Source organism: Erythrobacter sp. SG61-1L, from assembly GCF_001305965.1.
Lineage (GTDB): Bacteria > Pseudomonadota > Alphaproteobacteria > Sphingomonadales > Sphingomonadaceae > Andeanibacterium.
Genome location: NZ_JXQC01000003.1, coordinates 1,537,098 through 1,559,304, shown reverse-complemented (window position 1 = coordinate 1,559,304; position 22,207 = coordinate 1,537,098). Strand labels below are relative to the sequence as shown.

General features: G+C 62.3%; 27 protein-coding genes. 7 read left to right on the top strand and 20 right to left on the bottom strand.

Annotated elements, in window-relative coordinates; translation table 11 throughout:
• The first annotated feature begins 88 nt into the window (after window positions 1-88).
• From SZ64_RS07990 to SZ64_RS07965, 5 genes are all read left to right on the top strand, one after another.
• On the top strand, window positions 89-778 hold the full coding sequence (locus tag SZ64_RS07990; protein ID WP_054530330.1) for a S24 family peptidase: 690 nt from the start codon (window positions 89-91) through the stop codon (window positions 776-778).
• A gap of 30 nt (window positions 779-808) precedes the next feature.
• Window positions 809-1,321: a hypothetical protein gene (locus SZ64_RS07985; protein WP_156313578.1), complete on the top strand. Its 513-nt coding sequence runs from the start codon at window positions 809-811 to the stop codon at window positions 1,319-1,321.
• 138 nt (window positions 1,322-1,459) lie between these two features.
• The gene (locus SZ64_RS07975) at window positions 1,460-2,983 is read left to right on the top strand and encodes a DGQHR domain-containing protein (protein WP_206742900.1); all 1,524 of its coding nucleotides are present in this window, start codon (window positions 1,460-1,462) and stop codon (window positions 2,981-2,983) included.
• Window positions 2,889-4,250, top strand: a complete 1,362-nt coding sequence (locus tag SZ64_RS07970) for a hypothetical protein (protein WP_156313577.1) — start codon at window positions 2,889-2,891, stop codon at window positions 4,248-4,250. Before SZ64_RS07975 ends, SZ64_RS07970 begins: the two co-directional genes overlap by 95 nt.
• A gap of 5 nt (window positions 4,251-4,255) precedes the next feature.
• A complete protein-coding gene (locus SZ64_RS07965) occupies window positions 4,256-5,377 on the top strand; it encodes a DNA adenine methylase (RefSeq protein WP_054530325.1) in 1,122 nt (373 codons plus the stop codon).
• A 95-nt stretch (window positions 5,378-5,472) separates the two neighbouring features.
• On the opposite strand, the gene SZ64_RS07960 is transcribed toward SZ64_RS07965, so the two are convergent.
• The 15 genes from SZ64_RS07960 to SZ64_RS07895 all read right to left on the bottom strand — a co-directional run bounded on the left by SZ64_RS07960 (window position 5,473) and on the right by SZ64_RS07895 (window position 17,590).
• On the bottom strand, window positions 5,473-6,474 hold the full coding sequence (locus tag SZ64_RS07960; protein ID WP_054530324.1) for a contractile injection system protein, VgrG/Pvc8 family: 1,002 nt from the start codon (window positions 6,472-6,474) through the stop codon (window positions 5,473-5,475).
• Complete coding sequence (locus SZ64_RS07955) at window positions 6,471-6,860, bottom strand: phage tail protein (RefSeq protein ID WP_054530323.1); 390 nt, start codon at window positions 6,858-6,860, stop codon at window positions 6,471-6,473. Before SZ64_RS07955 ends, SZ64_RS07960 begins: the two co-directional genes overlap by 4 nt.
• On the bottom strand, window positions 6,853-9,183 hold the full coding sequence (locus SZ64_RS07950) for a phage tail tape measure protein (protein ID WP_054530322.1): 2,331 nt from the start codon (window positions 9,181-9,183) through the stop codon (window positions 6,853-6,855). Before SZ64_RS07950 ends, SZ64_RS07955 begins: the two co-directional genes overlap by 8 nt.
• A complete protein-coding gene (locus tag SZ64_RS18235) occupies window positions 9,168-9,314 on the bottom strand; it encodes a GpE family phage tail protein (protein ID WP_156313706.1) in 147 nt (48 codons plus the stop codon). The genes SZ64_RS07950 and SZ64_RS18235 overlap by 16 nt, the downstream gene beginning before the upstream one ends.
• The gene (locus SZ64_RS18230; RefSeq protein ID WP_082384477.1) at window positions 9,314-9,703 is read right to left on the bottom strand and encodes a phage tail assembly protein; all 390 of its coding nucleotides are present in this window, start codon (window positions 9,701-9,703) and stop codon (window positions 9,314-9,316) included. The genes SZ64_RS18235 and SZ64_RS18230 overlap by 1 nt, the downstream gene beginning before the upstream one ends.
• A 116-nt stretch (window positions 9,704-9,819) precedes the next feature.
• Window positions 9,820-10,329, bottom strand: a complete 510-nt coding sequence (locus tag SZ64_RS07940) for a phage major tail tube protein (RefSeq protein WP_054530321.1) — start codon at window positions 10,327-10,329, stop codon at window positions 9,820-9,822.
• 49 nt (window positions 10,330-10,378) lie between these two features.
• Window positions 10,379-11,563, bottom strand: a complete 1,185-nt coding sequence (locus tag SZ64_RS07935) for a phage tail sheath subtilisin-like domain-containing protein (RefSeq protein WP_054530320.1) — start codon at window positions 11,561-11,563, stop codon at window positions 10,379-10,381.
• A gap of 11 nt (window positions 11,564-11,574) precedes the next feature.
• A complete protein-coding gene (locus tag SZ64_RS07930; RefSeq protein WP_054530319.1) occupies window positions 11,575-11,955 on the bottom strand; it encodes a GPW/gp25 family protein in 381 nt (126 codons plus the stop codon).
• Entirely contained in the window at window positions 11,952-12,572 is a 621-nt protein-coding gene (locus tag SZ64_RS07925) for a phage baseplate assembly protein V (protein WP_054530318.1), read from the bottom strand. Before SZ64_RS07925 ends, SZ64_RS07930 begins: the two co-directional genes overlap by 4 nt.
• A gap of 75 nt (window positions 12,573-12,647) precedes the next feature.
• Window positions 12,648-13,157: a hypothetical protein gene (locus SZ64_RS07920; protein WP_054530317.1), complete on the bottom strand. Its 510-nt coding sequence runs from the start codon at window positions 13,155-13,157 to the stop codon at window positions 12,648-12,650.
• A gap of 4 nt (window positions 13,158-13,161) precedes the next feature.
• Window positions 13,162-13,950: a hypothetical protein gene (locus SZ64_RS18865; RefSeq protein ID WP_054530316.1), complete on the bottom strand. Its 789-nt coding sequence runs from the start codon at window positions 13,948-13,950 to the stop codon at window positions 13,162-13,164.
• Window positions 13,950-14,411 (bottom strand): phage tail assembly chaperone, encoded by a 462-nt coding sequence (locus SZ64_RS18225; protein WP_241773005.1) that lies wholly within the window; start codon window positions 14,409-14,411, stop codon window positions 13,950-13,952. Before SZ64_RS18225 ends, SZ64_RS18865 begins: the two co-directional genes overlap by 1 nt.
• Before the next feature lie 11 nt (window positions 14,412-14,422).
• Window positions 14,423-16,072 carry a hypothetical protein gene (locus SZ64_RS07905; protein WP_054530315.1) on the bottom strand — a complete coding sequence of 550 codons (1,650 nt, stop codon included), beginning with the start codon at window positions 16,070-16,072 and terminating at the stop codon, window positions 14,423-14,425.
• Window positions 16,072-16,695, bottom strand: coding sequence for a phage tail protein I (locus tag SZ64_RS07900; RefSeq protein WP_054530314.1), 624 nt, complete (start codon window positions 16,693-16,695; stop codon window positions 16,072-16,074). The genes SZ64_RS07905 and SZ64_RS07900 overlap by 1 nt, the downstream gene beginning before the upstream one ends.
• Window positions 16,685-17,590: a baseplate J/gp47 family protein gene (locus SZ64_RS07895; RefSeq protein WP_054530313.1), complete on the bottom strand. Its 906-nt coding sequence runs from the start codon at window positions 17,588-17,590 to the stop codon at window positions 16,685-16,687. The genes SZ64_RS07900 and SZ64_RS07895 overlap by 11 nt, the downstream gene beginning before the upstream one ends.
• A gap of 128 nt (window positions 17,591-17,718) precedes the next feature.
• On the opposite strand from SZ64_RS07895, the gene SZ64_RS18550 reads away from it, so the two are divergent.
• Both SZ64_RS18550 and SZ64_RS07890 read left to right on the top strand, forming a co-directional pair.
• Complete coding sequence (locus SZ64_RS18550; RefSeq protein ID WP_156313575.1) at window positions 17,719-17,883, top strand: hypothetical protein; 165 nt, start codon at window positions 17,719-17,721, stop codon at window positions 17,881-17,883.
• An 11-nt stretch (window positions 17,884-17,894) separates the two neighbouring features.
• Window positions 17,895-18,755: a hypothetical protein gene (locus SZ64_RS07890; RefSeq protein ID WP_156313574.1), complete on the top strand. Its 861-nt coding sequence runs from the start codon at window positions 17,895-17,897 to the stop codon at window positions 18,753-18,755.
• Here the strand turns inward: SZ64_RS07890 and SZ64_RS07885 are convergent.
• Genes SZ64_RS07885 through SZ64_RS07865 form a run of 5 tightly spaced genes read right to left on the bottom strand, consistent with a single transcriptional unit; the run spans window position 18,752 to window position 22,204 of the window.
• Window positions 18,752-19,213: a phage virion morphogenesis protein gene (locus SZ64_RS07885; RefSeq protein ID WP_054530311.1), complete on the bottom strand. Its 462-nt coding sequence runs from the start codon at window positions 19,211-19,213 to the stop codon at window positions 18,752-18,754. The two genes, SZ64_RS07890 and SZ64_RS07885, sit on opposite strands and share 4 nt — an antisense overlap.
• A complete protein-coding gene (locus SZ64_RS07880; protein ID WP_054530310.1) occupies window positions 19,213-19,731 on the bottom strand; it encodes a phage tail protein in 519 nt (172 codons plus the stop codon). Before SZ64_RS07880 ends, SZ64_RS07885 begins: the two co-directional genes overlap by 1 nt.
• 27 nt (window positions 19,732-19,758) lie before the next feature.
• Window positions 19,759-20,085, bottom strand: coding sequence for a hypothetical protein (locus SZ64_RS07875; RefSeq protein ID WP_054530309.1), 327 nt, complete (start codon window positions 20,083-20,085; stop codon window positions 19,759-19,761).
• Window positions 20,085-21,851, bottom strand: coding sequence for a hypothetical protein (locus SZ64_RS07870; protein WP_054530308.1), 1,767 nt, complete (start codon window positions 21,849-21,851; stop codon window positions 20,085-20,087). Before SZ64_RS07870 ends, SZ64_RS07875 begins: the two co-directional genes overlap by 1 nt.
• Entirely contained in the window at window positions 21,851-22,204 is a 354-nt protein-coding gene (locus tag SZ64_RS07865; protein WP_054530307.1) for a hypothetical protein, read from the bottom strand. The genes SZ64_RS07870 and SZ64_RS07865 overlap by 1 nt, the downstream gene beginning before the upstream one ends.
• Between the last annotated feature and the right edge of the window lie 3 nt (window positions 22,205-22,207).

Below are 22,207 nucleotides of genomic sequence, written 5' to 3'. Positions count from 1 at the left end.
ATAGGCATAGCTAAAACTAATGATTTAGCCGTGTCAATGCCTAAAGTTGGGTGGCGCGCTAAAACCAATGATGTAGCGTCGGTGGCTGATGTTTCGTGGTGATCGCCTAGAAGAGCTGCTGATCGCGCTTGGATTGTCACAATCCGAGCTGGCGCGGCGCGTTGGCGTCTCGCAAACGGTGATCTACAAACTCGTCAGCGGACAATCGCAGGGATCAAAGTATATCCACCGGATCGCCAGCGAGCTGGGGACATCGGCGGAATATTTGATGGGCGAAACCGACGATTCCGCGCCGCATGGAGGCGTGCCGACGCCGCCCAGCGCGACCAGCAAGGCTGCAGTCAAAGGTGTTGGCGAGGCCAGCGATCTGGTCGAATTGCACGAGTTCGACGTGTCATTCGGGCTTGGCCTGTCGTTCATCCATGATGTTCCGGTGACCGGAAAAAAGCGGGTATTCTCGCGCGCATGGGTGCGTCAGTTCACCGAATCCCCGATGGAATATCTGTTCTTCGCCACCGGCAGCGGGGATTCGATGATGCCGACCATCCTCGATTCCGACGTGGTGCTGATCGACAGTTACGACCGCACCCCACGTTTTGCCGACAAGCTCTGGGCGATCGAGATCGGTGGGATGGGCTCAATCAAGCGCCTGCGGCCCACAAAGGACGGATCAGGAATGATCCTGATTTCCTCAAACCCCGAGGTGCCCGATGACGTCGCCTATGACGGCGAGATGCAGATCATCGGCCGGGTAGCGGGGATTTTCCGCAAGACTTAGGTGTGAAGTGGGGGCTTCATGAGGGGAACTTTGATTATCGCCGCGATGCTGCTGCTCGCGGCTTGTGGCTCTGGCGCACCCGAGATCCCGCAGGAGCCGACTGCAACCGCAAAGGATGATGCGGTCTCTTTCGTCAAACGTTTCCAGGCTGTCGTCGCCCCCTGCGATGCCGCCGGAAAGGTAGTGAGTTCCGTCAATGACATGGTCAGCATGTATCGCGCGGCTGACCACATGGAGGCGGCCTGCCTGGAAGTGCCCGGCAAAATTCGGGAGCTTGAGGTGCCGGTTTCGCTTGGCAAAGATGCCCATGCCCAGTTCACCAAAGCGGTGGAGGATTGCGACAATGCCTATCTCGCCCGCTGGTCTGCTGCGCGAGCGATGAAGGAAGCAGTCGAGCACAGCGATTCCATAGCCGCGCAAGCGGACCTGGCTGACGCTACTGAGGGTTTGCAGGCTGCTATCCTGATCTGCGGGGCGGGGCTTGCCGGGGGCGCGATGTCAGTGGGGGCTTCGGAGGCTGATCTGGGGCTGAAGGATCAGTAAACAAACGCGGAAGAGCAGAAGCTCCGGTTAAGAATTTTCGCTGTAGCAGGCCTACCATAGACGACCCCAAATTCAGAGTGAGGGTCTATGGAATTGCAAGCTTCAGTGAAACGTCGCTGGGGCAACGGGAATTGGTCGATGGCGAATAATGTTCAGGCAATCCGGTTCAAGCAATGGCTGCCAGAGTGGGACGATTTTGAGTTTGATCCCGCACAGCACAGGCGTAAGCCTGAGGAACACATCCTTCTATTTTCAATGCCCGCAGTGCAACTTCGGGCATTGAGCGGTGTTTATCGTCGAACACGTGACAATGAAGGCGGGGAAGGGCTGCAACGATTGCACGATCCTAAGCGATCTGCAGCTATTCGTGACTTCGTCCGATTTGGTCACCCCTACAGCGGACTGCCGGTTGCCGCTCGAGACGAATCTTCGGCAGCAATGCGGAAGCCTGGATGGCTTCCAACGGCAATTGTAGTGAACATCCTTACTGAGGGTGATCGCCGACGCGGACGCAAAGTGGCGGCGTCAGATCTAGTTTCAGTAAATTGTGATGGTGACAGCCGTGCTGAATTGACCCTCCCCTATTCCGATCGTCTCGAGCAATGGATGCCGACCGAGCTTGAGCCTTTTGAAGTCATAGACGGGCAGCATCGTCTGTGGGCATTTGACGAAGCGCTTAAGGACGGAACTTTGCCAGGTGATTTTGAGTTGCCAGTGGTAGCGTTTACCGGTCTGGACGTCGGCTGGCAGGCATATCTGTTTTGGTCGATCAACGTCTCACCAAAGCGCATTAATCCGAGTCACGCATTCGATCTCTTTCCCCTGTTGCGTTCGGCTGAATGGCTGGAGACGCTTTCAGACCTTCGCATTTATCGCCAAGCTCGTGCGCAGGAACTGACAGAGATTCTCTACACCCAACCAGAGAGTCCATTCCACAACCGCATCAATATGCTGGGCGAGTCCTCCAGAACCGCCCCTCCGGGCGCTGGTGTGACTCAGGCTGGATGGGTACAGGCAATCACCACTAGTTTCTTGGCGACAGGTTCTGGGCGCTCAGCAAACGGTTTGTTCGCTGCGGACATTTCCGCTGCGAGAGGCCCTCTTCCTTGGTCGCGACCACAGCAGGCCGCCTTCCTCATTGAGCTATGGAATTCTATTAAGAGCGCGATCCTTGATCGGCCTGCTGAATGGGTGGAACAACTAATCCGTCCTCAGGGTCAAGACAGCCTAGATCCTAACCCAATTCCGGCCTTCACCGGCGGGCGCACGATGTTGAACCAGGAGCAAGGTGTTCGTGGAGTCCTTGCGGTGGCGAATGAGGTATTCTTCGGCCTTGCCCAGATCGAACCGGATCTCTTTGAGTTCGATACCAGGATTCAGGCGGGAGGAGCTACGGCACCCGAAGATGTGTCAGTCGCTCTAAGTGAGCTTGCTGGTTCAGAGCTTCACGCTCGGATAGCACAATTCGGCTCGACCATCGCCAGTTTTGATTGGCGTTCTGCCGATGCTCCGGGTCTTGATGAGGGACAACGCCTGCTAAAAAGAGCGTTCAGGGGAAGCAGCGGCTATGTTGCGCTCCGGGAGCAACTTTACCGGCATCTCGCTGAAGGGCCAAACTGGTTGGCCGAAATTTCAGGTCACGCACTCAGCCGGTTGGCGTGAAATGATTGCTCCGCTTAATCAACAAGATAAGGCAACGTTGGCGCTTGCCGATCCAGCTGTCATTGTCGCCGCTTTGACGCGCTACAGGAATGCTGCGGTCCCGCCTTGGCTTTCTGCAGTAAATCATTTTCCAGATGGAGTTTTGCCAACAGGCCCGGTCGCCTTTGGAGGGGTGTCCGCTCAAGACATGTCTGAGTTGATCGCTGTAAGGGGACCACTTCATGCTGTGGACGGCTGGAGCTACCTAGGGCGAGCTCTCGCTTCCCTCCTCAGTGGTCAAGTACACGCTGCTCGACACCTCTCCTACTATGCTGAATTGCGAGCTGGTCTGTCGATCCTGGCAAGCGCTGGAGTAGGAATATTCAATAGGCAAAATGCAGTGCTAGATGCGAATGGGGACGTTCACATCATGTCGCGGCGCGGGACCCATGAAATGGCGTGGCTCGCACTCTCAGAGTGGGCTGCGCGGGCTTCGAGCATCGAACATCTGATATCGCCGATTCGCTTTGCGGGTGGGTCACTTCTCGATCCATTCCAGGAGTTTTTCCCTGGCGGCGCCTCAACTGCGATAGGCGAGTTGATGATCGAATGGGGTTTCGATCTTCAGCAAGGCCTCGTCGACCGGAATCAACGCAATTGGTCTAGCTACCAGCCCACCGCATTGGGGCCAATTTTGACCCGTCCGGTCGATGACGCCGCCTTTTTTCAGATGTTCTGGCAAGCGGTTCGACCGAATGGCGTGGAACTGGAACGGCATCTCCTGCGCATTTTGTTGGAAACTGAGGCGCGATCTTTAAATGCAGGAGTGGCGGACTACGAACACAGGTACGAGCGGCTGCAGGCCGGCACTAAGAATGTTGTCTCCTTCGGCTTTTTAACAAGAGTGGTCGACGCATACGATCACCAGTTCCTGACATATCTGGCTGACAGGGCTGCGCCCGCACATCCTTACGCAATGCTGTGCCGAGCGGGCCTCCTTCTCAAGTTGGCGATTGGTATGGCAGAGGAAAACCTGCGTGCGGCGGGCGTACAGCCGACACAGCATTTCAACGATTGGTGGCAAGATTTTGGCGCCCAGCAGGGGCTCTGGCCACCAGGTAACCCACCAGAGGCGACAGTCGATCTTTGGTCGGATATTGAGCTGGCCTTGGAAGATTGTGCGGCAGCGCCGACTGGCCATCGACATGAATGGATAACGGCATTAGCAGGCAACGCCATCAGAATGTGTGAGACAGAGCGGGCTGCTCTCTGGGGGTTGTTCCAGTGAAATATATGGGGTCGAAGCGTGCGATGCTCGGCAATGGCCTGGGCGAGGCGCTTGGACGCTCATTGTCAGAGGCCAAACGCGTGTTCGACCTCTTCACTGGATCGGGGGCGGTCGCGTGGCATGTCGCTGAGCGCTACAAACACGAAGTTCTTGCATGCGATCTTCAGCAGTATTCGGTGGTGCTAGCCGCATCTGTAATTGAGCGGACTTCGCCAATCACTGATCGGGATTGGGTCGAACGTTGGATGCGACGCGCGCGCGCGCGCGTCTCGGCCCACAAGGATTGGAAAATAATCAAGGAATTGCAGCGCAACTTGAAGCAATTGTCTGCTCAAGAAGCTGCGGCAGGTGCCCATGAGATCGTCTTTGATAAGAGGTATCCTCTTAGCCAAGCCTACGGCGGATACTACTTTTCTCCTCTCCAATCCCTTTGGTTGGATGCATTGAGGGCGAGCCTGCCAACTGAGGATGACCTACGCAATGTGGCGTTGGCCGCACTGATTCAAACAGCAAGCCGATGTGCCGCCTCTCCCGGCCATACCGCACAGCCGTTCAAACCTAATGCCACGGCAGGCAAGTACCTAATTGAGGCCTGGGCGCGAGATGTGGCGGCTATAGTTCGTGCGCGCATTGATGATATTGCACCTCGCTCAGCTAGCACGAAGGGAAAGGCTCACTGCACCAACGCACTGGAACTTGCTGAAGAAGCGCAAGCGGGCGACTTGGTTTTTCTCGATCCACCGTATTCTGGGGTTCATTACAGCCGCTTCTATCATGTGCTAGAGAGTGTAGCTCGTGGTGAGGTCGGTGAAGTTTCGGGCTCTGGACGATACCCTGACCGGAGCGAGCGCCCAGCATCTGACTTTTCTATGCTCACCACTTCCAAACGAGCTTTTGATGAACTGCTTGCCACCCTTGCTAGGAAGAAGGCCAGCGTGATCATAACCTTCCCGGCAGGGAAGGCTTCAAACGGCCTCAGTGGAGATGATGTGAAGGCGCTCGCAGCGGATCACTTCAAGATTGAGGAAGAGAAAGTGTCATCCCGTTTCTCAACCTTGGGTGGAGACCTCAAGCATCGAGTTGCGCGCCAACAAGCTGATGAACTCATTCTCACTCTGTCTAACTGATCTCGCCTCGAGCCTACCAAATCTGACCGTTGCAACATAATCCCAGTGGGCCAGCATAGAACAAGGTGGCAGTTCAGCACGAGGGGCGGTCGGTCTCAGCTCACACTCTCCAGCTTAATCGAACTGGCCAGCCCGCCACCCTTATCCAGCGTGTGCTGGCTCTCGCCGATCAGCCACTTCACGGCATCGATCTCGCTGTCCCAGCCTTCCAGCGTCACGGGCAGGTTAGGCTCCAGGCCGGGATCGCCCAGCGCCATCTGGTAGGAGAACTGATATTCGCCGCGCGCGGCCTTGCGGGCTTCGGCGGCGGCGGCCTGTTTTGCCTCGGCCTCGCTGGCGAAGCTGCGCTTGATGCGCCGGGCGTTCTTCGCGCCGCCCACCTTTACCGTCTTGCCCTTGGCTCCGCGCTTATCGTGCCAGCGCGCCTCGGCCCCGTCATGCTGTTCGCGGTCGGGGATGGTGAAGCTCCAGCGGCTGTTGTTCTGGCGGCTCAGCGTGGCGCCTGTGAAGGCCTGGCCGGAGGCATTGGCACTGGCGCCGATGGGCAGGAAGATCAGCGTGCCGTCCTTCACCGTGGCCACGGCATCGTAACGCGCGCCCAGATCGCGCACGAAGGCGGCATCGCTCTTGGCGGCCTGCTCGATCGAGGGCAGGGCAATGCTGGCCAGATCGGCATGGATGCTGGCCTTGAGGCCATTGGCCCCGGCAATATCCTGCAGCACGGCGCCAAGAGTGGTGTCTTTCCAGCCCTTGTCCTTGCGCTTGCGAAAATCCCCGGTGAGGTCGGCCGAGCGGGCCTTGATGCGCAATGTGTCGGGCGGGCCGCTCTTCTCCACCTCGTCCACCTTGAAGCGGCCCTTGTCGATCAGGCCCAGCTTCACCCCTTCGCCTTCCAGCCAGCCCAGCGAGAGGCTGGCATAGACGCCGCGCTTGATGGGCTTCAGCGCGCCGTCATGGTTGGAAAGCTCGATCTCGAGCTCGTCCGCCGCTTCGCCCAGCTTTTCGGTGAGGGAGAGGCGGATCAGGCGGGGGACGATTTCCTTCGCATAATCGATCCCGTCCACCACCAGCGAAAAGCCGGCGCGGCGGGCGCTCATGGCTGATACCTCAGCAGATCCACCGCGAAGTCATAGCGGCGGGCGCGGCCGCCCATGATGATGTTCTGTTCGCGGTGATCCACGGCCACGATCACGAACTGGCCCAGCACATCGCCTTCGCCCAGGGTGACATCCTGCACCTGGCCGCTGTCGGCCATTTCGCGCAGGCGGGCGATGTCGGAATATTTGCCCGCCACTTCGGGCACCAGCACGCCGTTGAGCGTGATCTTGTCCTCGCCCGGCCCGGTGAATTGCAGGGCATCGCGCGCGCCGAAACGGGGCGCGGCGGCCCAGTTCCAGCTCATGCGCCGTTCCAGCTCCTGATAGGAGAGGCCATCGGTGGTGAAGATGAACATGCCGATGGAGAGCAGACGATCGCTACTCATCGTAATAGGCTCCGCGTCGGGCGGCGGCGGCGCGGCGCTCCAGCTCGTCCGCCACGCGGCGGGCAAGGGCGGCGGCATCCTCGCCGGGTTGCTGGTGGATAGTGATGGAGATGTTCACGCCGCCGGCGGCGCCTGCCAGCGCGCTGCCGCTGGTGGGGCCCTTGGCCGCCGCCGGGGCGGTGCCCAGCGCGACGGCACCGGCAACCGCCGTGGCCATGCGGCCGACCGAGCGGACCGGCCGCGCCGCGCCCTGATCCACGCCGCGCGCCAGCCCTTCGGTGAGGTATCCGCCCATCTGCATGAACAGGCGGGAAGGGGATTTGATGCCGAAGAAGTTCTTGAAGGCGGTGACGCCGGTTTTCGCGATGTCCAGCAGCCGGTTGCGCAGGCCGAAGGGATTAAGGCCGTTGAGCAACCCGGCCATGATCTGCTTGCCCATGGCCAGCATGCGGGAGGGCAGGGACGCAAGGAAGTCGATCCCCGCGCCGAAGGCGGACTTGATCCCGTCCCAATGGCGGATGACGAAGGCCACGGCCATGCCGATCGGGCCGAACAGGGCCGGGAAGCGCATGAAGGTGGATTTGATCCAGTTCCATGCCGCGCTGAGATTGGCCAGCCCGGCGTTGAAGGCGGCCTTGATCGTGTCCCAATTTCGATAAATCAGATAGCCCGCCACAGCGATGCCGCCCGCGATCAGCATGATCCCGAGGATTATGGGGTTTGCCAGCAGATAGAGGCCTGCGCGGGCAATTCCCTTGGCCATGAACAGGGCTGCCGTCCGGAGCATGGTGAAGGCGCGAGCAGCTTTTGGGAATGCCTCGGCCACCGAAGCAGCTGCCTTCCACTTCTGGTACATTCCCCATGCGCTGGCGGCAGGCTTCAGGATGCTGCCAAAGGCGAATTGCAGCCCGCCGATTCCGATCTTCGCGGCGGCGGTGCCGGCGACAAGGTAGAGCAGCCCGGTTGTCAGCTGCGGGTTCGCCTGGGCGAAATTTCCCACGCCTTCCGCCATTCCACCGAGAATACCAAGGAACTGGCTTGCGACGGGAAGAAGCTTGTTGCCGAGCACCAGCATGGTTGCACTGAGTTCGACCCTGAAAGCGGACCATGCGACCATGCCGTCATTCATCTTGCGCTGATCGAAAGCCGCGAGAACGGTGCCCTCCGCTTTCGAAATTTCGTCGCGCATCTTGCGGTAGTCGTCCATGTTCTGGATCAGCGAGGTCACTGCCATGCGGGCCTGCTTGTCGCCGAAAACCTGCCCGATCTTTTCCATGTTGCCGCCGGTCACCTTGTTGGTGAGCTCCGCAATGGCCTCGAGCGGGGTTTTCCCCTCGGCATAGGCGCGCTTCATCGCGGCGGGCAGGTCCACGCCAAACTGCTTGTCGAAAGCGCGAATGGTGGCAGGCGCGTAGATCTTGGACATCAGATCGCCCACGTTGGTGGCGGCTTCGTCTGCAGACCCGGTAGCGCGGCGGGCGATCTGCAGCGCGGCAGTCAGATCCGCCACCGCTGCCGTTCCGTGCTGGCCAAGCGTCTGCGCCTGCGCGGTCAGTGCAGGAAACCACTTGGCCATGTCCTTGATCTCGAAGGCGCCGGCATTGCCACCGGCGGCCATGATGTCGAAGGCCTTGCCCGTCTCGCTGGCTGCCAGCTTCAGGTTGTTGATATTGGCGTAGGCGGCGGCGGCGCCGTCTGCCAGTTCCACCTTGAAGGCAGTGCCCAGCTGGCCAATGGGCGTGGCCAGTTTCACCGCGTCACGCGGATCCATGCCGAAACCGGAAAGCACGTCCACCGCCGCGCGCATGTTCTCCGGCAGCTGATAGGTGGCGCGTGCGACCGATAGGATGTTGCCCTGCATGCGCATCATCTCGCCATTGGTGAGATTGGCCTTTTGCTGCAGGTCCACCATGCCGCTGGAAAATTGCATGGCCTCGCGGGCGGAAAGGATGATCGGCGCCATCATCCCGGCGCCCTGCATCATGTTTGATTGTCCGGCGGCCTGCAGGCTGTCGCCCTGGGCGTGCATCCGGGCGACTTTGCTGTCGATCTGCAGGAAGCGCTGGCGCTTCTCCAGTTCCCGATTGGTCTGGGCGACGGCCTTCACCAGCTCGCGCTCGGCCATCACCAGCCCGCCCTGCATGCTGCCGCTGGACAGGCGGCTGCGCACATCCTGCAGCTGGCGGTCAAGATCGCGGGCCTCGCGCTTCAGCCCGGCCAGTTCCTGCGCGCCCGACTTCCCCAGCCCGATGATGTTTTTCATCGAGCCGGAGAGCTTGTCGAGCGCGTTGAAGCGGATGGTGAGAGCTAGCTTCTTATCCATGGCGAAAGCACTGCCTTGAGGTTCATCTCGTATCGATCGACCGCCAGGCGCTGCCACATGGCCAGCTCTTCCAGATCCATCTCGCGCAGGTCAGCCAGCGGCCAGTGGAACAGGAAGGCGACGTCCGCGATCAGCTGTTCGGGGTCTCCTGCTCGATCTGGCCAAGCACCTTGGCCAGCATCGCCTTGTCCGCCGCCGTGTAGAAAAAACCCGAGATCGCCCCTCCCAACGAAAGCAGGTCGGCAGGGTCCATGTCTTCCACTTCATGGGGCAGAAGGGGCGGGATTGTGATGCGCGGGATCAGCGCGATCATGGTGTTCACTTCGCCCTGCTGGATGGCCTGCAGGGTGAGCCCGCGCAGATCCTTGGCCTTGGGTTTGCGCACATCGACGGAGGTGATCAGCTGGGTGCCGCGGCGGATCGGCTCCTGCAGGGGGACTGTCTCTGTCGCGGGGGCATTCTCGGGCGCCAGTTCGGTTTGCGGTTCGGTTGGGAGCTGATTGGGATCGGGGGTTTCCATCGCGGCTTTCCTTGGTTCCTTGTCGGCCTATTGCTGACGCTGCTTGAGGCCGGGGACTCGCGGCTTCGGGATCTCCGCCGGACGGGAAGCCGCGAAGCCCCGCCCGGCGAAGAGGGTCAGCCGCCAATGGCGGCGCGGATGGCTGCGTAACGATCGACGCCATCCACCACGTAGATTCCGGAGATCATGTCGATTTCGAGCAGTTCGCGCCCGTCCACGATCACCTTGTAATAGGTGAGGACGGTCTTCACCTTCTTCTCGGTATCGTCGCCGGGCTTCCAGCTGCCGAAGTCCAGTTCCTGGTGCCGACCGCGCATCACCAGTTCGACCGAGGAGACGGCGCCGGTGTCTTCCGCCTGGAAAGCGCCCAGCGCGCGGATTAGTACGCCATCGATCTGGGTAATGCCCATCTGGCCCACGACCTGGCTGGCAAAGCCGCCAATGGTCCATTCGAACTCGAGCGCTTCGAGGCCATGGTCGATCTTCACCGCGCCGAGCATGCCGCCGCCGCGCCAGTCTTCCATGGAGTGGCTGACCTTGGGCGGCGTCAGTTCGGCGCTCTGGCCGAGGTAGGCGTTACCCTCGTTATAGAGGTTCAGGTTCTTGAGCTTGGAGGGGAGGCGCATCGCGGGATCCTTTCGTCAGGTGGAGGGGCGGGAAGGGTCAGACGGCAGATCAGCCCGCCACGATGTCCGCGAAGCTGGCGTAGTAGCTGTCAGTGATGCGCTGGTTGATCTCGAGGCCTTCCAGCGGCGCGGCGGGGGTGAAGTCGAAATCGATCTTCAGCTGCCCGGCGGCGAGAGTGGATTCCTCGTTAATGGCGGGATCGTACCAGGCGCGGGCGCCGATGATCATTCCCTGCCCGGTCAGCAGGCGGAAGCGGGCGTTGATCGTCTCGAGGATGTCTTTCACCAGCACCTTGGTGAGCGGCTTGTCCATTGCCCAGGTCAGGCCCACCCCGATCTCGTCCTTCAGCACCTGCGCGGTGCGGGTGGCGCTTTCGAAGGCAAACAGCGGCTCGCTGGACAGGGTGCGATTGCCCCAGAAGCGATAGCCTTCGTGCCGGATCAGGGTGGTCACCTTGGCATCGTTCAGCAGCTTGGCGTCGGTATCGCCGCCCAGAATGTCGAAGCTGATATCGCGATCGAGGCCGGTGACGCCGGAAACGGCGATGTTGGAGATCGTCTTGTGCCAGCCAATGTCCTGATCGATCTTGGCGCGCAGGCCCAGCGCGCGGGCCACGGTATCGCCCAGGAATTCGGCGGCGAAGCGGGGCCAGAGCAGCATCAGCTCGCGCGCGCCGAAGCCGCCGGCATAAGTGATTGCCTCGGCCACATCGTCGCCCTCGCACTGGGCATAGACCATGGCGCGCAGTTGCTCGGCGATGGGCAGAAGTTCGGCCACCACGGCCTGGCTATCCAGCCCCGGCACGCCAAGGATGCGCGGGCGCAGGCCCAGCTGGGCCTGTGCGGCGAGGAAGGCCTGCATGCCGGTGTAGACATTGCCGGCAGTGACAGTGCCGATCAGCCTGGCTTCCTGATCCTCGGCGGCGGTGGGGGCATCCTCGCCCACGCCGGCAACGCCAATGGCCACGCGCACCACCACCAGTACCGGGCTGCACTGATCGGCAATCGCCTCGAGCGCGGGCTTGAGCGTGCCGCCCGTACCCGCCTGGCCGATGGCCTTGCGGATATCGGTCACCAGCACCGGGGTATCGAGCGGAAAGGCCTCATCGAGCGCGTCGGTTGCGGTGCCCGCATCCGCCGTGGCGGTGCAGAGCAGGCCGATGATCGCGGTGGATTCCGGGTTGATCGGGCGAGTGCCGGTAACAACCTCGTTGACCTTGACGCCGTGGAACATGGATTTCTCCTTCAGCTGACGGGCGCGGGGGAAACGCCGCCCGCCCGGATGGGGATGGAAAGGACGATGCGCTCATTCGCGCTGGGCAGATCGGTGCGTTCGCCCTCGATGGTGATCACGGCCTGGCCGGGCTGGCCTTCGACCGGGGCGAGGCCGACTTTGAGGACGCGCAAGTTCGGCCCCCAGCGACGGATGGCGTATGCAGTGGCGGCATAGGCCAGCAGGCGCGTGGCGCCGTTGAGCGGCTGATCGATCAGCTCGAACAGCATCGATCCATAGTCGCGCCGCTCCACGCGGCTGCCGATCGGGGTGGTGAGAATGTCGCCGATGGACTGCGCGAGATGCAGCTCGCCAGAGATCGCCTTTCCGGTGTTGCGGTCCATCCCGATCATGAGGGAGGCCCCGAACTGCCGCTGCCGGAAGTGACGCCGCTGTGGGTGTGGCTGGACAGGTGCTTGCCGCCGCCGGTCACTTCGCTGGCGGTAACCTCGCCCTGGACATCGGCATCGCCTGCAACGGACAGATCCGCCTCAGTTGCGATGTTGCCGGAAACGTCCAGCTTGCCCTCGATCGAGACGTCGCCCTTGATGCTCACACCGCCATCGGCCTCGATCCGGGCGGTCGCGCCGCCGGGCAGGGTGATGTCGTAATGGTGGGCATCGGGATCGTAACCGATTTCGGCACCGTCCCCGAAGCGCACGAATTCCCGCGCGCCATTGCCGGGGGCAGGGAACTGATCGGAATAGAGCGCGCCGAAGGGGATCGCCTGGGCAAGGTCGCCGTCCGGGCAGAACAGCAGCACCTGCTCGCCCTCGCTGGGCGGGCTCCAGACGATGGTTTCGCCAGCGCGGATCACGCCCCACTGGATCTGGGTAGTGGAAACGGCGCCTTCTTCCGGGTCGCCGAATTCCACCTCGCAAAGGGCGGTGGTCAGGTCCACGCCCACCACTTTGCCCAGGCGCAGGATCTGCGACGGGTCGGAAACATGATCGGAAAGCGGGCGCTGCATGGCAGCGATGGCAAGCGCAAATGCCGGGGGAATGCGAGAGACGCGCCTCCTTGGCGGCGCGGCAAGGAGGGTGGCTCAGCCGAAAGCCAGCATCATGTCGGAACTGTCGGGGATGTCGTCCGGCACTTCCAGCTCGGCAAAGGAAATGCCGGCGCCGCGATAGTTCAGGGCGTTGCTGACCAGGCGCAGGCGCAGGTCGCTCCAGTCGGTTACGGCGGATAGGTCCGGGGTGAAGGCATAATCGGCAAAGGCCCCGGTGGTGAGCGTCTTGACCGCATCCGAAGCGATCAGCGTAGCGCCCTGGTAGACATGCATCTGCGCCGTGGGGTTCGACCCGGTGGAAACCAGCGCGCCGCCATAGGTGTTGATCTTGGCCATGCGATAACGGACGGTGCAGGTGCCCGGCGCCGGGGTTCCTGCGGGGTCGGTGAGCCCCACTTCCAGCGTGGCCAGGCTGGTGCCGGTGCTTTCATCCGTGTGGTAGGCCTGATCGCTGTCGCTATAGGGCGTTTCGTCAATGGCCGCATAGCCGTTGTAGAAGTTCGCCTTGGTGACGTTGCTGTTCGGCCGAAGGATCTGGGTCATTGGCTCAGGCCTGTTCGACCAGGGCGACCATCACCCATTTTGCATCATCGCTGTTCCATTCGAAGGCGGCCTTGAACCATTTGCCGGCAGTGGTGGCCACTGGCAGCGTCTTGTTCTTGGCGGCAACAAAGGAAGCGCCCCAGCTGATCGCGCGGGAAGTGCCGTTGTCCTTCGCATAGACCACCAGCTGCTGCTGATCGGTGGGCGTGCCGGTGGGATCGGGGAAGGTGGTGGCCCCGGTCAGGCCGAAAGCCTTGAAGCGATCGGTCGTGTCGCAATTGGCAGTAAGGTTCCCGCTGGCGGCCGGGGCTGCGACGACGCGGCGGGTGATGCGCTTGTTGGTGAGCGTCTCCGCGCCGGTGAGCGAGGCCTTGGTCGCGAGGGCATTGAGCACGGTGGTGGCGAAGGCCGGATCGTCGCCCAGTGCGGCGGCCAGCTCGTTGAGCGTGTTGAGTGCCTCGGGCGCGCTGTCGAGAATGGCGGCAGTGGCGGCAAGCACGAAGGCCGTGGTGGCAAGCTGCGTAGTGTTCGTGCCGGGGGCCGCCGTGGGGGCGGTGGGCGTGCCGAGGAAGGCCGGGCTGGCCTTGGGGGCGAGGGCGGCCAGAATTGCCGCCAGCGCCACATTGTCGCCGGGCACGCCTGCCAGATCGCCAAAGCCATCCGCGCCGCCGCCGGGCGGGCCGCGCATCAGTTCGATTGGCAGGGTCTTTGTCGCGCCGCCCTGGACAACCAGCACGCTTTCCGTGCCCGTGGCTGCCTCTGCAGCAGGCAGCTGGGAGATCTTCCTGCCCATCAGTTCGCCTCCGCTTCCGCAGTGCCGGGCGCGACTGGCCAGATCGGGTCCAGAAGGTCCATGTCGCGCAGGGCCTGCCGATAGGTGGCCCAGGCGGCACACAGGGCATCGTCCAGCGGCGTATCCGGCAGCTGGGTCCAGTCACTGGCCGCAAGCAGCCGGTCGCGCCGCAGGCGGTTCCTGGCGGTGCGGGTTTCGGGATCGTCTTCGGGATCCACGGCGCGGGGCCTGCCGCCGCGCGCCACGATGATCTTGCCTTCGCCCTGTGCGGCAAACAGCTTCTCATATTCCGCAGGGGTGACCGGAACGGCATCTGCCGGGATCATGCAATCCGGGTTGGGAATCATCCGGCGGCGCCGGCTGCCGGGGGCGGGCTGATCCTCACGGATTCTGAGCGCGCCGTGGATCAGCTCGGAATAGAAGCCGCCGGTAGAGGGGCTGTAAAATCGTCGGTTCGACATGATGTGCTCCGCTATTTCCCGATGGCGAGGATCTGCACCGGGACAGCATCCGATGCGTTGAACAGCGTCACCGAGGAGGCGGTCTTGCTGTAGACATAGGGCCCGTTGTCCGAGGCTGCCGCATTGTAGAGGCCGCCATTGGCGAAGGCCGCGACACAGGCGCTGGGGAAGTTTTCGGGCAGGGCGAGCGTAGTGGTGCCATTGGCATTGGCGGTGCCAGCGAAGATCTGGAAGATCGCGCTGCCGATCTTGATCACCATGGTGCTGCCGCTGCCGCTGACCGAGATCAGGCCTGCGAGCGAGGCGGGAGTAACGGCCTTGGTGCCGATCGTGGCAGCCAGAACTTCGGCCACGCTGGCCGCCGGAACATCGATCGAGCGGTTGGCCGAGAGGGCGCCGCCGCCGCTTGCCAGCCCGCTGGTGGAAATGGTGCGGGTGCTGGGCACCTTTGCCGCAATCGCATCGAGGATGCTGGCGAGGGAGGCCGGGGTGAGGGCCTTGGTGTTGATGGCACCCGCCAGTGCTTCTGCCGCGCTGGCGATCGACACGGTTAGGGTCCGGTCGGCGGAAAGATCGCCGCCACCGCTGACAAGGCCGCCGCCATTGATCTTGCGGCCCGCCGGAACACCGGCGCCAATGTCTGCCAAGGCACCGGCAAGGCCATAGGGCGTGACCGCCTTGGTATCGATCTCGCCAGCGGAGGTTTCGGCCCGGCTTGCCTTGGGCACCATGATCTCGCGATTGGCGCCCAGATCGCCGCCGCCACTGGCAAGGCCGGTTCCGGTGATGGTGCGGGCAGTGGGCACGGCGCCAACATCCGCCGCATCCAGCACCACCACGCCGACCTTGCCGTTCACGCTGGAAACCGGCGCGGGGATATTCAGCGAGAGCCAGTTGGCCAGATCGCTGGCAGGCTCTTCCTGCAGCACGTAGATCTCGGTCGGATCGGTATCGCCGCGAATGGCCCAGTCGCCGACACTGGCTTCCAGTGCGAGCATGGCCGCTTCCGATTCCGGAAACCAGAAGTCGATGGGATCGATCGGCGGGCGCTGGGCAAGGGCAAGCTTCCCGTCCGCGCCCAGAGTGGCCACGCCATTGGCAACGCCCAGCTGGGCAAGCGCGACATAGACCGCCTTGAGGATGGCGGGGGAAACGATCGTGTCGTCGCCATCCCCGGCCTGAACCTCTTCCAGCGTGGCAAGCTGGGCCACGCCTGCCGTCTCGGCAGTGGCGGGCGGGTTGAGGAAATTGGCGTCCCCAAAGGTGAACAGCTCGGCCACTTCGGCTTCCAGCTTCAGGTCGAAGGCGAGGTAGAGCATGCTCACTTCCGCCTTGGCGGCAATCGGCCCTTCCTCTTCCGCCTGGCTGTAAGTGGCGAACAGGGTGCCATCTGCCAGAAACACGCCGAAGCCGGTGAATTCGTAAGTGTCCGTCGTGCTGTCACGCATGGTCAGGTGCAGCGTTCCGGCATCCACGGCAGCGCCGGAAATGGTGGCCACGCGCTTGATCTCATCGGGCAGGGCAGTGAGATCCGCCGCAGCGACAAAGGGCGTGGCGCTCAGCCCGATCTCGGCGATCACGATGGCATCCAGCCCGCCGGACTCGGCCGCCACGATCAGGTCAATGCCGGCATCGGTGATCGTAAGGGGAAGGGGGTCCATCAGCCTACCTCGAGAATTTCGCCAGTTTCGGTGGTCAGGGCAAAGCCATCTTCGGTGACCAGCACATCGGTGACCGAGACATCGGAGGCGAGGGTCAGGCGCCGGAACACCATGGCATGGCCTGCCCCGCGAAGAGTGAGCTTCGCCGCGCAGGCGAGCTTGAGCACCAGGTCAAAGTGCGATCGCGCAGGCTTGGTGCGGAAGATGTCGCGCACGATCTCACGCTGGAATGCGGCGGTGGTGCGGGCGGCCTGCGTGCCGTCGATCGGGATGATCACCTGGAAAGTGTGCGGATCCATCCGGGGGCTGGTTTCGAACCATTCGACCAGCTGGATCAGCCGGTCATAGCTTTCCAGCAGATCCTCGATCGAGGCAGGCGTGCCTTTCCGCCGCTGCAGTTCGATCGCGCGGGCGGTTTCCATGCGCTTCTGATATTCGCTCCATTCCGCTTTCCAGCGGTCGATGGACAAGGCCCAGGCCAGCCAGGGCAGCAGCTCGATCGGGCAATTCCATGGCGACCAGAGATCCCGCAGGGGCACGGGCACCTCACTGATCCGCGCGAGGGATTGCGCCAGCGCCCGTTCGAAAGGGGTGGCATTGGGCGGCAGGAGATCAGTCGGCATAGCCGGCAAACTCCAGCGCGATGCCGGTGCAATGCCCGGCCTGCGTGGCAGCCAGCACCAGATCCTCTGCCGGGCTGGGCAGTTCCACCCGCTGGACGCCCTCACCATGCAGGGCGGCGAAGATGCCGGAGCGGGTGACATCGCGGCCCAGCTTGCGCACCAGCTCGACATAGGCCTGCGCCTTGGCCAGCGCGGCGGCGATCACCACGGTGGGATCGGGCCCATCGTAGAGGAACAGATCCGCCTCGATCGCATAGGGCACGATCTCGGCCGGCTGCACTGTCACCAGATCGGTGAGCGGGCGGACGCTGCGGGAATTGACCCGCGCCTCCACCGCGTCGAGCACGTCGGGCTCCGGCTCGCCATCCCCCTCGCGCGCCAGAACAGTGACCAGCACCTCGCCCGGCGCGGGGCTGATCACCGATGCATCGAGCACCGAGGGATGGGCGGAAAGGGCATGGAAGACATAGGCCAGCGTCGGCCCGGCGACTGAGAAACTTTCGGGCGCCAGAACCACGCGGGCGCGCAGCTCGGTATCCGATTCCATCACGGCGGGAGTGCCGGCATCCTCATCGGCAGGGGTGATTTCCTGCCGCTCCACGCCAACCAGCGCGGCCAGCTGATCGAGATCGGCACTGGCGGCATAGGCCAGCATGACCGCGCGCGAAGCCTCGTTGACCCGCTGGCGCAGCAGCAGTTCGCGATAGGCGGCCACCTGCAGGATTTTCATCACCGGGTCGCTTTCGACCACGGCATCGAACTCGGGCCAGAGACCTTGAAGGGTGGCGACAAGGTCCGCCAACAGGGTTTCGAAGTCGAGCGCCTCGATCACGTCCGGCGGGGGCAGGCGTGAAAGATCGATGGCGCTGCTGGTCGAGGTGCTGCCGGAAAGCATGCAGCATCGGATGCGCAGCCCCGCGCGCGCTGGCTAGGCAGGGGCCTCCTTGGCGGCATGGCAAGGAGGCCCCTGCCTAGCCNGGCGTTGGGGCAGCAATTGTGGGGGCAAGCCGGAAGGGGAGCGCGATGCGAAGGTGGCTTTACGTAGTGGACGAGGAAGGCCGCGAGATCAGAGGTTCGCGCCGGTCACTCGATAACATCCGCGACTGGCGGGACATCCACCGGATCGAGGGCGAGCTGCGCGCCGTGATGGGTGAGGGGTGTGAGGTGCGGGATAGTCAGCCGGACTAGGAGCCTTCATTGTGACTTTCATCCTTGCGGTTTTGGGCAAAAAATCTGCCTGGTTGCTTGCTGATCGTCGGCTCTCATATCCCAATCGTCATAGAGACGATGGGTGCAAGATGCTGGAGGTGAGTGCGCGAGATGGAAGTGCATTGTTGGGCTATGCTGGGCTCGGCGCTTCTGCCCGCCAGACCGAGCCTTCTGAGTGGATGAACGATCTCCTCATCGACCTGCCTGCAATGCCCTTGGAAAACTACATAGGTGTGCTCGTTGAGGAGATGCGAAAGTCCTTGCCCATCCACATTTCTAAGATGCCAGTTGCGGGGCACTTTGTTGTCGCGCCAGCCATCGTGGAGGGGGCTCCTCGACTTTACACGATCGGACTTGTTCTAGGTCCGGCCGGTGAACCGATAATGCAGACGAACCGATATATGAGATTGGACAAAAGCAAATGGTTTCCTCGAATTGGAGTGGGTGGCTCTGGTGCAAGTCACCTCGATCCTGTTGGCGATTGGTATCGTAACCTGTTCCGCTTGATTGCAGCATTTGAGAAAGGACGAGTCTCACCGCTCAACGTGGCCGATTTCTTGGCCGGTTTGAATGCAAATGTGTCCCGCAAAGACAGTTTAGTCAGCCCCAAATGTATCGTGAAATGGCACTGCGATGGGGGAGGCGTACAGTTCTATGATGGAGCGGATCGCTGCGAGCAGGACCGAACGGTTCCTGTTATCGCCGACGGACTTGATATCGGGCGAATTGCCAAATCAATATTGAGTTACATCGGCGAAGATTTTGACAAATTCATCGGCGGTGATTTTGACAAAGAAGAGGCTCAAAAGCACCTAGATAAAGCATACCAAGAACCGCGGAAAAAGCTTTAGTTTGCAGTCTCTGTTAAATGCCGCAGCACTTCGTCGAGCAATTCCTCCTGCTCTTTCCCGAAGCCCAGAACCCGCCGTGCGTCGTATTTCGTGCGGATCACGCGGCCGTCGCGGGTGCGGCCGACGAAGCCGGTCAGGCCGAAGTGGTGAGTGGCGGCGGTGTCCTCAACTGAGCGGCTGCCAAAGCGCAGTTCCCCTTCTTCGGGTGAAGTGCGGATTTTGAGGCTGGACTGTTTGCCCAGGCGGCGGAACATCTTGCCGCGCTTGCCCTTGCGCTTCTTGCGCGGGGCCATCTTTGCCCCATCCGGTTCCAAATTCGTGGCGATGCGCTGGGCATTGGCGCGGCGGGCGGCGCGCATCAGCCTGTCGATCAGCTTGCGCCGGCCGCGCGGTTCGACGGCCTGCAGCAGCTCGCCGAAGAAGGGCTCAATTGCCTCCAGCTCGCCCTTGCGTTCCATCAGGCCCGCTCGGCTGCCAGAGGATCGGGCACCAGCTGAGTGCCGTCCAGCCAGATCGCCTTGAGCCGCTCTCCGCCCGCCACGATGGGCATGGTGTCCGGCATCAGGGGATCGGGCTCTTCTTTCACCTGCATATCGAAGCCGCCATCCGCGCGCCGGGTGGCGATCACCGCTTCGGACAGGGGCAGGTCTAAGCTGATATCCGCCTTGGCGTTGGAGATCAGATCGGCCTCGAATTCCAGCCCGCGCCCATTGGCGGCAGTGAGCAGGGCGGGTTCGTGGATCCGCAGCCAGTCCAGCAGCACGATCCAGATCAGCAGGCTGGGCCGGGTCCATTCCTCGATCACGACGGTGAGCGTGTAGTCGAGGCGGTAGCTGAGGTTCTCGCCCTGGGCGGGATCGGCGGCGCGGCATTTTACCGCGCCCTTTTCGATCCACATGCGCAGGCGGTGGGGGTCGCGGGTCAGCTCGGGAAAGATCTCCATCAGCTTGGCGCGCAGGCTGTCAGGCTTTTTCATCGGCGATCCTCGCGGGCGGGGTGGGGCTCATTGCGTGGCTTCCACGATGCGGAGGCCATTGGCCGTGGCCACGGCGAAAAATTCCCCATCCGTGGAAATCAGCCCTGCCATGACTTCGGCAAAGTCCCCGGCAGGGAATTCCAGCCCTTGCGGCATCACGCCCTCACCGGCCCCCGCCAGCATGGCGAGAAAGGCCTGATCCGGCTCGACCAGGTTGAGGCCGAAATGGCTGGCGGGCGCTTCGCCTGATGGCGAGAGGGCGATGGAATAGGATTGGGGGCCGTGGCCAAGGGCAGCGCCCAGCGCATTGGCCGCTTCCAGCAAGGCGGCGGGAACGATGAGAACCAGCGCCATCAGTAAGCCCCTGCGATGCGATTGTAGTGATCTTCCGCCCAGGCGATCTGGGCGGGCGAGGGAATGCCGGCGACGATCATGTCGCCGAACCAATAGCCGTTGAATGGCAGCGATGTGCCGCCGCGCCGGAAGTAGTAGAGTGGATGGTTGCCGTAGTTTCCAGTGCCTTGATCAACAGTGGATTGAGCCACTTGTGCGCCATTTATTCGGAGGGTTGCTCTGTCGCCAGAGATGTTGCCCAGCCCAGTCAGCACGGCGGTATTAGGCGCCGCGACTACTGCGTTGATGTAACTAGCCGTTGATTGTGCATTGCCCTTAGACGCGCTGGCGTATGAGGCGTTTGATGCTGCGGGGGCGGCGACAAATATGGAGCCGTTGTTGCTGGCCATGTTTGAACTAAGTTCGATAAGAATACCGGCTGCCACATCGCTCATTTTTTCAACCGCAGTGAACACGGCGAGCTTGTCGGTTCCGGTCAGGTCGAGCGGAGGCGTCACCATCCCGTCATCTACGCCATCCGAGTATAGGCAGGGAACGCTGGGCACCCCGGCTTCGGTTACGTCGTAGGGCTGCAAGACCTTCTGATAGGCCGTTGCGGTGGAGCCGGTTTCAAGCTGAGCGCCCCCCATCACAACGTCGTGGCCTGTGACGGGGCCATCGATCCCCGGCCCGTATTGGAATACGAGCACACCGCCCACGGTCGCGGTGTATACCAATGTGAGCCTGCCGTTTTCATCCTCTTGCCCAAGACTGGCTCGAATGTCTGCGCCGCCTGAAACAAACAGACGTAGAACGTCGTTACCCGAGATGGATGGTGGAGGCGCAGTGTATCCCGGTTCAACGTAAACGGTCGCAGTGAAGGTCTGGCCGGCAGTGACAGTCACAGAGGACTGCGAAATTCTTGGACGATTTCCCGACGATTGGAAGCGCAGCCCCGAAATGCCGTTGGAAAGAGCGGCGAAGCTCTTACCCGGTGGGGCGGCGCTAAAGTCAGTCCATCCGGTCGGCACCACAGCGTCTGGGTCCGTATAGGTCAGAAGGTTCCTGCGCCCGCCACGAGGCACGCGGCCATAGAATGGCTGCTGGGCAGTGGAAGCCTGCGCCATGTGCGGGCCGGGGAGGGCTTTGACGGAGATATTGTCCCACTCAGCCCAACCGTTGGCGACATTCACGTAGGCCCCGAGGTTGAGATAATGCGTGGCCTTGGTGGCTAAGAAGTATCGCGTGTTTGTGGTGATGTTCGCCGCCACGGCGGTCGCCTGATTCCCGTTCGGTGCATCTCCAACATACCAAAAGGCCAATGATCCACTGGACGTCGCACCGCGAGAGAGCGTCACCTTGTAGAGGCAACCTGGCACGCAGTTGATGGCCTGAGACGCCAGCCCAAAATTGAAACCAGAAGCATCGTTGGTAACGCGTATTCCGCCGCCGGAGCTCTGCGATATGATGCCATTTCCGACACTGCCAGAGGCAGGAGCCGCAGTCCAACCGGCTAGGCCATCCGAGAAATCGCCATTTGTCACAAGTTCCGGCTGCTGCGCCAGTTCCTGCGCCCGCGTCCGGCCATTCCACAACGACTTGTCGAGCACCAGCGCCACTCGGGAGCCCAGCGTGGCGGGCGTGCCAGCGAAGTCAGCGAATACCGTGTCAGGATCCCACACATCATGCCAGACCTTGAGGCCTGCGCCGAACGTGGTGTGCGGGGTGGCCATGCCGAGCGCGGCGATCGCGCAGGCCGAGGCCAGCAGGGTGCTGGCAAGCCGCATCAGGCAAAGCGCCCGAAAGCCACGGCCTGCACATTGGCGCCGGTGGTGATCTTCCAGGGGCCGGAAGCGGACTTGCCGCCGAGCGAGACGGGGAAGGGCACCAGCTGGCCCAGGCTGTTTGCCCCGCCGGCAAAGACGGTGATGGCCGCGCCGTCCCCATCCTTGATCGAGACCGGCCCCGGCGAAGTATTGAGCGGGGTGATCAGCAAATGGCTGAGCGTATCGCCGGAAGCGCCGCCGCCCGCGCCCAGTGGCATGGCGGCGGAATTTGCCGGAACGGCCACGTAATCGAAGCCGTCCAGCAGCGCGATCTCGCGTTCCTGATTTTCCTTTGTCGCTTGCTGCGCCATCATCTG